This window comes from Lyngbya sp. CCY1209 (assembly GCF_055795065.1).
The window spans coordinates 1-12,582 of record NZ_JAYFER010000444.1; the positions used below are offsets into that span (position 1 = coordinate 1).

The 12,582-nt window shown below is 56.5% G+C and carries 5 protein-coding genes and 1 pseudogene; 3 read left to right on the top strand and 3 right to left on the bottom strand.

Translation table 11 applies throughout. The features are described 5' to 3' along the window. Positions 1-115: 115 nt before the first annotated feature. Positions 116-1,480 (top strand): chromosomal replication initiator protein DnaA, encoded by a 1,365-nt coding sequence (dnaA, locus tag AC0QHF_RS13695; RefSeq protein WP_324704779.1) that lies wholly within the window; start codon positions 116-118, stop codon positions 1,478-1,480. Here dnaA and AC0QHF_RS13700 read toward each other — a convergent pair. Continuing rightward, positions 1,429-1,794: a hypothetical protein gene (locus tag AC0QHF_RS13700; RefSeq protein ID WP_324704780.1), complete on the bottom strand. Its 366-nt coding sequence runs from the start codon at positions 1,792-1,794 to the stop codon at positions 1,429-1,431. The two genes, dnaA and AC0QHF_RS13700, sit on opposite strands and share 52 nt — an antisense overlap. A gap of 51 nt (positions 1,795-1,845) precedes the next feature. Here AC0QHF_RS13700 and AC0QHF_RS13705 point away from each other — a divergent pair, with 51 nt between their 5' ends. Further along, positions 1,846-2,748, top strand: a complete 903-nt coding sequence (locus tag AC0QHF_RS13705; RefSeq protein WP_324704781.1) for a DMT family transporter — start codon at positions 1,846-1,848, stop codon at positions 2,746-2,748. 292 nt (positions 2,749-3,040) lie between these two features. Beyond that, positions 3,041-4,234, top strand: a complete 1,194-nt coding sequence (gene dnaN / locus AC0QHF_RS13710; protein WP_324704782.1) for a DNA polymerase III subunit beta — start codon at positions 3,041-3,043, stop codon at positions 4,232-4,234. Positions 4,235-4,290: 56 nt separating this feature from the next. On the opposite strand, the gene AC0QHF_RS13715 is transcribed toward dnaN, so the two are convergent. Both AC0QHF_RS13715 and AC0QHF_RS13720 read right to left on the bottom strand, forming a co-directional pair. After that, positions 4,291-8,811: a non-ribosomal peptide synthetase gene (locus tag AC0QHF_RS13715; protein ID WP_375341428.1), complete on the bottom strand. Its 4,521-nt coding sequence runs from the start codon at positions 8,809-8,811 to the stop codon at positions 4,291-4,293. Between the two features lie 111 nt (positions 8,812-8,922). After that, positions 8,923-12,414 (bottom strand): annotated as a pseudogene (locus AC0QHF_RS13720) (AMP-binding protein); the annotation flags it as partial. Between the last annotated feature and the right edge of the window lie 168 nt (positions 12,415-12,582).

Here is a 12,582-nt window from a genome sequence, read left to right on the forward strand (position 1 = left end):
GGGGGCTGGGGGGGATGCGGTTTCTATTCCCTACACCCTACACCCTACACCCTACACCCGCGCGCAGCGCTATAATTCCCCCCTGCCCAGCAACCCCTAGCCCGAGAAGTCAGCCGTGGACATTCCCCTCGAACATCTGTGGAATCGAGTGCTCGAACGTCTCCAAGTCCAACTTGGCGAACCGACGTTCGACACCTGGATCAAGACCGCGAATGCGGAACGCCTCGAAGATAATTGTCTGGTGATCCGCACGCCGAACCCTTTCGCCTGCAATTGGCTGCAAAAATATTACCGGGATCTGATCGCGGACGCGGTGCAAGAAATTTTGGGCGACTCCGTGGACATCTACATCACCACGGGGACGGGGGAATTGGCGAAGGCCGACGATTCTCACCCGATCTGGCCGTCTCCCGGAAACAGTAACGGCGCAGAGGGTCCCCATCCCGATCCGAAACCGGCCAATCTCAACTCTAAATATGTATTTTCCCGGTTCGTGGTGGGGGCGAACAGCCGTCTGGCCCACGCGGCGGCTTTGGCGGTGGCGGAGTCGCCGGGGCGGGAATTTAACCCGCTGTTCCTGTGCGGGGGGGTGGGGTTGGGCAAAACCCATTTGATGCAGGCGATCGGCCACTACCGCTTGGAAATCAACCCCTATTCGCGGGTGTTTTACGTTTCGACGGAGAAGTTTACCAACGACCTGATCGGGGCGATCCGCCGGGACAGTATGCAGAGTTTTCGGGACCACTACCGGGCGGCGGACGTGCTGTTGGTGGACGACATCCAATTTATCGAGGGGAAGGAGTACACCCAGGAGGAATTTTTCCACACCTTCAATACCCTGCACGAAGCGGGGAAACAGATCGTGCTGGCATCCGATCGCCCGCCGACGAAAATTCCGGGGCTGCAAGAGCGGCTGTGTTCGCGGTTTTCGATGGGGTTGGTGGCCGACATCCAGCCGCCGGATTTGGAAACCCGGATGGCGATTTTGCAGAAAAAGGCGGAGTATGAAAACGTGCGTCTGCCCCGGGAGGCGATCGAGTATATCGCCGCCAACTACACCTCGAATATTCGGGAACTGGAGGGGGCGTTAATCCGGGCGGTGGCTTACATTTCGATCTCGGGTTTGCCGATGACGGTGGAGAATATCGCCCCGGTTTTGACGCCGACGGAACGGGTGGAAGAGTCTTCGCCGGAGGCGGTGATTCAGGCGGTGGCGGAGACGTTCAAGGTTTCGGTGGAGGATTTGAAGGGGAGTTCCCGACGCCGGGAGATCAGTTTGGCGCGGCAGGTGGGGATGTATTTGATGCGGCAGCATACGGATCTGAGCTTGCCGAAAATTGGGGAACTGTTCGGCGGGAAAGACCATACGACGGTGATGTACGGCTGCGAAAAGATTACCAAACGTCGCGATCGCGATCCGGAGTTGAATCAAATTTTGCGGCGGTTGAGCGATCGCATTAATTTGAGCAATCGATCGTGACCGGGCAGCCTGTGGAAAAGGTTGTGGATAACCGTGCAATTGATGCTCAACTCGACCATTGACGGCGGGTTTCTTGCCCCGGAATCGGCTCCGATCCGGATGATTTTCCACAGGTTTTCCACAGAAGTGAAGTCTGCGAAACGGCTGATACTGCTCAAATTGAGAAATAATTTCCACAGTTTCCACAGCCGGAAGACGGGAAAAGAGCGCCCGGCGAGTGCGATCGCAAATGGCGGACAAAGCGGGTACGGCAAACGCCATAACGGTTCGGAAATGATAAAATCCTCGCAACTCCGACTCAGATCCGCTTGCATTCATTGGCGCCCATGGTTCTCGACATTTAGCAATCAAGCAGAGGAAACCGGATGCTTACTATGATTCGATCGACGGCATCCCTCGCTTTCGCCTTCGTTCTTCTCTGGAATTCGGGCTTTATCGGGGCGGAGTACGCCCTACCCCATGCGCCGACCTTTACTTTGATGTTTTGGCGATACTGGACACTCACTCTCATTCTGGCTGTGTCACTCAGCCGTACCCGCCGACTGCGTTTACCCGGCACGGGTGCCGTCCGTCATGCCATGCTGGTCGGGATTCTTTCGCACGGCGTCTGGCTGTCCTGCGCGACGATCGCTTTGAACCGAGGCGTGCCGGCGGGCATCGTCGCTCTGGTGGTCGCGCTGCAACCCCTGGCCACCGGCGCGCTTTCCGGATGGATGACGGGCGAGCGGACTCCACCGCATCGATGGGTCGGCTTGGTCGTGGGCTTTGCGGGAGTCTGCGTCGTGCTGTTAAACCGCATCGAATTCGATGACTTTGAATCGGTCTTCGCCTATCTGATTCCGCTTCTTTCGGTGATGGCGATGACGATCGCCAGTCTCTTGCAACGGCGAGCCAAATTATCCCATGAAAACCTGTCGCTTCCCGCAGACTTGGATCTGTTTTTTCAAGGGTTCGGGACTGCGTTAGCCGTCACCTTGCCGGCGATCTGGCTGGAGGGTCTGGCCACAGAGTGGAACGGCGAGTTGATCGGAGCGCTGTTGTGGCTGGTCCTGGCCGTATCTCTGGGGGCATACGGCATGATGTGGCAACTCATCGCCCGGATCGACGCCACCCGCGTGGCCAGCCTGTTCTACCTGGGTCCTCCAGTCACAATGTTGCTGGCCTGGGTTGCTTTTGGCGACACGCTTCAAGGGAGCGACATACTCGGACTCGCGATCGTTTTTGCGGGTGTGGGTCTGACCTACAGGCATCGAGCCAGAATCGGCTGACGAATCCGACGGCTCCGAATGGCAGATTCCCGATCGCCGAGTGCCAACTGCTATATAATGTTCGAGCCCGCCCGATGGTGAGATATCGCAATGGGAAGCGAGTGTATTGAGAGTTGGGATCGGGGAAGAAATCTTGAAACCCTGACAGAAAAGCGGTTTCAGTTCCCTACACCCCACACCCTACACCCTACACCCTCACCCGGGCTGGGGGGATTGGCCGGAAAGACCGTCCGCCGCCCGTCGGCGCGGTGGAAATTCCCAACATATGGAATCTGAATAGGAAATCGACACGATGCGTTTAATTGTAGAACAGCAACAGTTAAGTTCTAATTTATCTTGGGTTTCGAGAGCCATTCCCTCCCGTCCGACCCATCCGATTTTGTCGAATATTTGGGTCGGTGCCGACAAGGAAAACCAGCGGTTGAGTCTGACGGCCTTCGACCTGAGTTTGGGAATTCACACCAGTTTTCCGGCCCAGGTGGAGGAGGAGGGGACCCTCACCCTGCCGGCGAAACTGCTTAACGATATCGTCTCCCGGTTGCCAGGAGGGGAAATCGAGGTGGATGACGAGGCGGGGGAAGCGATCGCCACCCTGACCTCGAGTTCGGGCCGCTACCAGGTGCGGGGCATGGGGGCGGAGGAATACCCGGATTTGCCCTTCGTGGAGGAGGGAGACACGATCCAACTGTCGGCGGAGGCGCTGATGGAGGGCCTGCGGGGGACCCTGTTCGCCACCAGCCCGGACGAAACCAAGCAGGTGCTCACGGGGGTGAATCTGAAGGTGGGGGCGGACAATTTGGCGTTTGCCTCCACGGACGGACACCGGTTGGCGGTGGTGCAGACGGAAAATGTCCGGGACGGGGAAGCCGCGGATCTCGAAGAGTTTGAAGTGACGGTTCCGGCCCGCGCCCTGCGGGAGGTGGAGCGGATGATCGGGATGCGGCACGCGGGTCATTCCTCGGAGGAAGACGCCCCGGCACCGGGGGTGACGCTGCGGTTCGACGAAACCCAAGTCGTGTTTGAATTGGGCGATCGCGACAAGAGTTCGGACACCTATCGCCGCCTGACGTCGCGGAAGTTGGAGGGAGCCTATCCCGCCTACGAACAGTTGATTCCGAATCAGTTTTTGAGTCAGGTGAACGTGGAACGCCGCACGTTTTTGGGGGCCCTGGAACGGATCGCGGTTTTGGCAAGTCAAAAAAATGATATCATCAAGTGCGCGATCGACGGGGTGAATCAAGAGATTTCCCTTTCCGTGGAGGCGGCGGACGTGGGAAATGCCCTGGAGTCGATGCCGGCCCAAATTTCCGGCGACGAACCCAAGCAACTCGCCTTCAACGTGAAGTATTTGATGGAGGGGTTGAAGGTGTTCAACAGCTCAGAAATTCAGATACAGTTGAATGCGGCGACGGCGCCGGTGATTCTCAATCCTTTGGGGGGGTTGAAGATGACCTATCTGGTGATGCCGGTTCAGCTTCGCAGCTAGGTTGAGAGTTGTCAGTCCGCCGGATTTTCAAGTCCCGGCGGACCGCGCGAACTCGGTCAAGATTCCAAACTGCGATCGATGCGATCGCGCAATTTCTCGGCCAAAATCTTCACGTTGGGTTCGGTTAAGATGCTCAGATGGTGGCCGGGAACCTCGATGATATCCACTCCCCCGAGAGCCAATTCCTCCCATCCCAGTTGGGGGTCGATGGTGCGACCCAAGCCGGCTTGGCGGTCCGCCGCCCGGAACAGGGTAATTTGACCGGCGTAAGGTCGGGGGACGTGAGCTTTCATCGCCTCTAAATTGGCCGCTTCGATCGCCAAATTTTGATCGGCGATGGACAGATTCCGCTGTCGGGTCAACTCCGCCGTGACCTGACGCGACCGCCGTTGTCGCCGCAACCACCCGAGCCGATATTTCACCCGCTCCCACAGGTAGCCCGGACCCCGCCGCAACAGGCGTTGCAAGTGGCCGGATATGCGATGTTGGGGGGGCAAATATTTGATGGCGCCGGGAGCCGTGGTATCGAACATGATCAGCAAACCGACTTGACATCCGGCGGCCGTCAGTTGTTGGGCTATTTCAAAGGCGACCCGGCCGCCGAAGGACATCCCCGCCAGAAAATAGGGGCCTTCCGGTCGGATCTGTCGGATTTCTTGAACGTAGAAAGCGGCGATCTCTTCAATTTTTCGGCGCAGTATTTGCCCCTCTTGGTCGAACTGGGCGGCGAGTCCGTAGAACGGATAATCGGTCCCCAAATTTCGCGCCAAATCTCGGTAGTAAAATACCCCACCTTTCAGCGGGTGGACGGCAAAAATCGGCGGTTTTGAACCTCGGGGCTGAATCGGAACCAAAGCTTTCCAAGTCGGAGTCCACCCCCGCTGGCGGAGGATGTCGGCCAGCCGCTCGATGGTGGGCGCGTGGAACAGCGTCGCCAGGGGGAGGGTTTTGTTGAAGGCGGCCTGAATGTCGGAGAATAATTTGACGCTGAGTAACGAATGCCCCCCGACATCGAAAAAGTTATCCCGGATGCCGACCGCCGGATTGTTCAAAACTTGCCGCCAAATTTCCGTGAGTTTCAATTCCAATTCATCCCGGGGTTCGAGGGAGTCGGAGGTGGGCGCGATCGCCACAGAGTCGGGAATCGGCAAGGCGCGATAGTCAATTTTTTGATTCGGCGTGAGCGGCAGTGCGTCCAAGTTCACGAAGGTGGCGGGAATCATGTAATTGGGCAGTTTTCCTTTTAAAAACTGGCGCAGTCGGTCGGGGTCGGGGGGCGCGGAATTGGACGCGAGGTAGGCGGTCAGGGTGGGGTCGCCCGCCTCCGATTCGCGACAGGTGACCGCCACCCCGTCTATGTGGGGATATTGAGAGAGTGCGGCTTCAATTTCTCCCATTTCGACCCGGAATCCCCGAATTTTAACCTGGCGATCTTTGCGCCCGAAAAATTCGACGTTGCCGTCGGGTTGGTAGTATCCCAAATCTCCCGTTTTGTAGAGGCGATCGCCCGGAATTTGGGTGAAGGGATTTTCGATAAATCGTTCCCGAGTCAGGGTTTCATCGTTCAAATATCCTTTCGCCAAATAGGGGGTGCGGATGCAAATTTCTCCGATTTCGCCGATGCCGGCGAGTCGTCCGCGACCGTTCAAAACCAACAGTTGCACGCCGTCGATCCCCCGGCCGACGGGGATGTTGCCACCTTTGCCCGTCTCGGGAATGACGAAATAACTCATGGCTTGGGGGGTTTCCGTGGCGCCGTAAAAGTTGACGCAGGTCGCCGACGGCGCCAATTTTCGGACTTTTTCGATATCCCGACTTTTCAGTTTTTCGCCTCCGAAAAACAGATATCGCAGGTCGGGGAGTCGGGCGCGATCGCCCATTTCTGCCAGCAATTGACTCAGGGCCGGCGTCAGGTGGGCGACGCCAATTTGGCGGCTTCGCATCCACTCCGACAGGATGTCGGGTGAATAGATGTCGTCGGCTTTGGGAATTTCCAGCGTTCCCCCCACCGTCAGGGGGGTGAAAATATCCCGCAACAGCGGGTCGTGGGCGAGTCCGGACAGCAAGCTGAAGCGGTCTTCGGCGGTCAATTGGAACTGTCGGACGTGCCAGCGGATGAAGTGGGCGAGGGGGCGGTGGGTGCCGAGAATTCCCTTGGGTACGCCGGTGGAACCGGAGGTGAAGGCGATGTAAGCCAAGTCATCGGGTTCGGATTCGATATCGGGGGGATCGCCGGGATAATTGGCCAGCGATTTTTCATCGAAAATCAGATGAGATAAAGCGGGAAAATTGGCGGTCGCCTCGGCCAGTTGCGGGGGGAAATCGGGGGCGGACGGGAGTCGGATCAACGCCTTCGGATTTGCCAGATGCAGGCAGGTGACGAGGCGATCGCCGGGATAAGTGGGGTCGAGAATCAAAAAGGCGGCATTGGCTTTGAAGACCCCCAAAATTGCCGCCACCAAGGACGCGGCGCGGTCGGCATAAATCGCGACAATATCTTCGCGACTGACGCCCGCTTCAACTAAGGCGCGGGCCAGTTGATTGCTGCGGGTTTCCAACGCTTGATAGGTCCAGCTTCCTTCCGCATCGGCCACGGCTATCTTTTGGGGAATTTGTCGGGCCATTTGGGAAAACTGAGTTGACAGCGGACCTTCCCAGGCGGCGGTCGGAGGCCGGGTCGGATCGGGCAGAAGGGGGCGGGCCGAAGGGGGGAGCAGGGAAAATTCATCGACCTTCAATTCGGGGGTTTCCAGCACCTGCCCCAGCAAATACTCGAAGGCTTCCAACATCCGATACATCCGCTCCCGGCCGAACAAATCGGCGTTGTAAACCAGTTCCAATTTCAAACGGTCCGGCTGTTCTCGGATGTAAAAATTCAAGTCGAATAGAGAATGGGTTTCGGGGACGGTCAGCGGTTCGACCTCCAAGCCGGGAAGCTTCAGGTTGCGATCGCCCAAATTGATCGAATTAAACCACACCTGAAAAATGGGGCTGTAACTCAAATCCCGATCCGGATGCAACACTTCCACCAGTTTTTCAAAGGGCACGTCCTGATTGGCGTAAGCGTCCAAGGTGGCGGATCGAATTTGATTCAAGAGGTCTTTGAAGCGGGAATTGCCCGACAATTGATTTCGCAAAACGAGGGTATTGACAAAAAAGCCGATCAGGGGTTCGACTTCCACTTGATTGCGTCCGGCGATGGGAGTTCCCACCACCAAATCCTCTTGTCCGGCGTGCCGGGATAACAGCAGTTGAAAGGTCGCCAACAAAGTCATGAACGGGGTCACTCCCTGCTGTTGGCTGAAGGTTTTCAGGGCCCGACTCGACGAGGGCGAGAGCGATCGCGTTTCTTTTTTCCCGGAAAATGTCTGCACGGGGGGGCGGGGGTAATCCGTCGGCAATTCCAAAACGGGGAGGTTTCCGCCGAGTTTTTCCTGCCAATAGGCGAGTTGGGAAGCGGCTATTTCCCCCTCGACCGCCCGCCGCTGCCACAGGGCAAAATCGGCGTACTGAACGGAGAGTTCCGGGAGGGAAAGGGGTTCTCCGCGATCGTGGTGGGCGTAAAGTTGCCCCAATTCTCCCATCAAAATTCCCATCGACCAGCCGTCGGAAATAATATGATGAATTGCCACGATTAAAATGTGTTCCGACGGACTCAAACGCACCAGAGTGGTTCCCATCAGGGGGGGGCGATCGAAGTTGAAAGGGGTTTCGCAGGTTCGGGCGAGGGCCGCCTCAATTTTGATTTTCTGTTCGGTTTCGGACTGGTCTCGGAGATCGACCGTCTCCAGGGGAAGGGTGAGATTTGGGGAGATGACCTGCACCGGCTGTCCCCCCCGGGAAATCAACGCCGTCCGCAGGGTTTCGTGGCGTGCGACGATGTGGTTGAAACTTTTTTCTAAGGCGGTTTGGTTGAGGGAACCTCGGAGGCGATAAACGGCCGAAAGGTGATAGGCCGTACTCTCCGGTTCCAGTTGAGCCAAAAACCAGAGACGTTGTTGGGTGAATGAAAGGGGGATGGTATCGGGGCGGTCGGTCGCCTCGATCGCTCGGGCCGTCCGGGTGATTTGTGTCTGAATTTGTGCCACCAAATCGGCGACGGTCGGCGATTCAAATAGCTGTCGCAGGGTCAGGTCGATCGCCAATTCTTGACGCATCCGCGAAATCATTTGGGTGGCCAAAATAGAGGTTCCGCCCAACTCGAAGAAGTTGTCGTGAATGGCGATCCGGCTCACCCCCAAAATCGACTCCCAAATCCGGGCAATTTGGCGTTCGGTTTCCGTCGAGGGATAGACCCGATCGCCCTCGGTCTGGCGACGTTCCAACGCTTCGCGATCGATGTCGCCCGCCGCCGTCAACGGCAGTTCTTCAAGTCGATAGAATTGGCAGGGGATCGGCGTTCCGAAGCGATCGCGGACGGCGATATTTTCCAGGGTATCCCGGGGGATCGCGCCGCCTTTTGTGGTAAAATAAAGGGCAAGTTTTTGCGTGGCGATGGGAGTCCGTTCCCGGCGGTGGCGGATGTAGGGATTGCTTCCATCCAAACCGACGATCAGGTAATCGCAATCGTGGGACAATCCCCCGAACAGGGAATGCAAACCCTGGCGCGATCGCAAGGTCTGGTAGCCTCGGGCGCGGGAAAGATCGCGCATCTGATAGGTGCGATCGGCCCCCACTTCTTCCCAAATACTCCAGGCAAAACAGTAACTTCGCAAGGATTTTTGATGGCGTTGATAGTGGGTAAATCCGTCTAAAAATCGGTTTGCCGCGGCATACCCCCCCATCCGATACGTTCCAAAAATACTGGAAACGGAAGAAAAATTGACAAAGATTGCATCCGGATTGTTTTCTATCAACTGATGCAATGCCGAGGTCCCCCACACTTTTGGCGCGAGCATTTTCGCCAGACCTTCCCGCGTTTCATTCCCCCACAATTCTTCCCGGGTGACTCGGGCCAGGTGAATGATGCCGTCGAGGCGAGTTTCCCACCGCGAGGACAGGCGATCGACGACTTGTTTTAATCGGGCGAAATCGCAGATATCGACCGCCTCGTAATGCGCGACACCGGGGAGTTCTTCCAATTCCAAATAAGCGCGGATCTGGCGCGAGAGTTTGCCGTCTTTTTTCAATTCATCCGCCCAGGTTTCGCGGGGGGGAAGTTTCGTCCGTCCGACCAACAACAATCGCGCCTCGTGGCGGTTGAGCAACTGTTTGGCAATCTCGACGCCAATTTCCCCCAAACCGCCGCTCAACAGGTACATTCCTCCGTTTTTAAAGGGGGTTCCCCGTCGAGAATCCGGGCGCATCTCCACCCTTTTGAGGCGGGGGATCAGGCGCTTTCCGCCGCGATGGGCGACCTCTCGTTCCCGCCGGACGACGTGCAGTTCCGTCCAAACCTGTCGGACTTGGGCGGCTATCTCTTCGCCCTCCAAATCTAGGTGACGGCAATCCAGCCACGGCAGTTCTTGGGGGATGGTTTCGATCGCGCCCAAAATTGGCGTTTTTTCGACTTCTATTTCGTCGCTCGGAGAGGTGGCTTGACCGCGGCGGGAGATGACGGTCAGTCGAACTGAAGTTCGGTCGGCATCGTTCTTTTCGAGGGCTTGAACCAAAAATAGCAGGCTGTAAAGGCCGAGATTTTGGGCGGCCGCGATCGCTTCCGGCGTCAAGTCCGTTTCGGTTCGGCGATCGTAAGTCCACAAATGCAGGAGATGAGAAATGGCGGCATTTTTGGCGATGGCGGACTCGAACAGTCGGCGGTAGTGTCCGGGGTCTTCCGGGTTGATGCGATACGTTTTTTCATCAATTTTTTGAAAGCTTTCCCCGGCGTAGACGGCAATATAAGGATGTTTGCGTTCCTCAAATTCGGAACACAACGCCGCCCCCAAACCCGCGCGATCGCAGAAAACCAGGGCGATTCCCCCCGGCAAGTTATCGGCGCGGGTGGCCGCTTCTTTTTGAACCCAGACCGGGCGATAAAACCAGTTCGGGATCGTGTTTTCATTTTCCAACAAAATGTCAACCCGTTTGACCCGTTCCGCGAATTCTCCCGCCTCAAATTGTCGTTTGAGTTGCAGGCGCTGAATTTTCCCGATCGAGGTTTTGGGAATTTCTTCTTTTTCCACGGGGATCAGGTAGGATGGGCCGATTCCCAATTCCCGGACCAGATGGCTGCGGATTTCTTTGAAAATGCGGACGACCTGCCCTTCTTCGGAGGTGGAGGGGTTGAAAAAGATCAGCAGCTCGTCCGTGTTCGCGTCCGCCTCGCGAATGGCACAGGCGGCCGTGTAGGACACCGCGACCCCTGCAATTTCTTCGACCAATGCTTCAATTTCATAACTGTAGTGGTTCAAACCGTTGATAATGATCAGATCTTTTTCCCGACCTGTAATCGTGAGACATCCCCGGCGGAGATAGCCCAAATCTCCGGTTTTGAACCAACCCTCTTCCGTAAAAGCCTCTCGGTTGAGTTCGGCATTTTGGTAGTAGTTCGCGATCACCATCGCACCCCGAATTTGCAGGCGTCCCACCGTCCCTTCCGGGACGATCCGATCTTGGCGATCGACGATCCGCATTTGAAATCCGGGGGTCGGCTTTCCGACTTCGACGTAGGGGGCATCCTCGGCGGACAATGCCAGTAAATACCGGTGCGAAAAGGTGACTGCGGCGCCGGTTTCCGACATTCCCCAGGCGGCGTGCATGAGGGAGTCGGAAAACCCGTGGGGGGCGAGTAATTTGGCAAATTTCTGGGCGGTTTTGGGGACGATCGCTTCCGCCACACTCAGCATGGATTTGAGGGATGATAAATCCCAGCGTCCGGATCGAATTTGCTCGGCGCGATCGCAGATCAAACCCATAAAAAAGTTGGGTCCCCAAGCAAATGTCACCCGGTACTTTTCGATCCAATCCAACCACGTCAGAGGATTTTCCAATACCAAAGAACTCGGGGCGTGAACTTGTCGGGAACCGACGTAAATATCCCGAATGGAACAGCGGACTAAACTGCCCACGTGGTCGAGGTGCAGCCAGTTGAGGGAGATATCATCCGGGGTAAAATCATTGATTTTGGAACTCGCGGCGATATTGCTGATGATGTTTTGATGGGTCAGCATCACCCCTTTGGGGACTCCCGTACTGCCGGAGGTAAAGAGCAAGACGGCCAAATCTTCGGGTCGGCTGTCGTGATAGTCGCGATCGCCCGGGCAGGTTGCCAAGGATTCAATTCGGACAATTTGAAAGTCCTCCAGGTTCAACTGTTCCGCCATTCCCCGCAGTTTAGATGCCAAACTTTCGTTGCTCAGGACGATGGGTTTGTCGAGGAGATTCCAAGTATTACAAATTTTTTTTACGGTGCCGTTGGATGGTTCGTAGATGGCGGCGGTGGCGATGGGGACGGGGACAATTCCCCCCAAAATGCACCCCCAAAATGCCGGGATGTAATCCGAGTTGTCGTCGAACTGAAAAATCGCTTTGTCTCCGGCTTTTAAGCCGAGTTGTCTCAATCCCGCCAAAATCCGCCCCGCCGCCTCCAACAATTCGGGATAGGATTGGTTGGTTTCCGACCCATCTTCGCGAATGTAGGTGATCCCGTGGGGCGATCGCGCGGCCGTCCGCCGCAAAATTTCGCCGAGGTTTTTGGGGTCGTCCGGCTCGACCGGCAGGGCTTCACCCCGGGCGACGGATGGGGATTTCTCTTCCGCATCGGAGTCAGTTTGGGCGGTGGCGACCGGCTTTTGAGTCCCTTGTAAATGGGCGGATGTCGAGTTCAATTCCCACCCATCTAATAATTCCGATAAATGAATGGGAGGAATTTTCTCCCGACATTCTTCGACCGTCCCGGCAACTTGTCGGATGCCGGAAACAGACTGCAATGTTTCTTCCCACCGGCGAACCGAATGGGGGTCGAGAACCGGCACGTCAAATAAAGCCCGTTCGTCAACTTTACCCTGGGGAGTCAGAGGGATGGAGGCGACGGGAAGGTAGGTTTCGGGCAACCGGTGTCCGGGCAGCGTCTGCTGTAGGGAAACGTGCCATTTCTCGGGGTCGAATCGTCCGGATGTGACAATATAGGCAATCAGTTCCGGAGCGGAATTTTCGGGCGTGCGAATCGCCACATAGACATCATCAACAGAAGAATCGTTGAGGATTTCTTGTTCTACCTGTTGTCGGTTGATTTCCATAGGTTTCAGATGGGAAAAATAGTTCAAACTTGCATGAAAGCTTAGTTCCGAAGTCCCGGACTACATTCAACACCCTGAACAGTTGGAATGGCTCCGCAACAGCCGCCAAGGATTCTTCCCCCCTCGAAGGGGTGAGTTTTCAACATTAAAATTAAACTTTCAGGCACG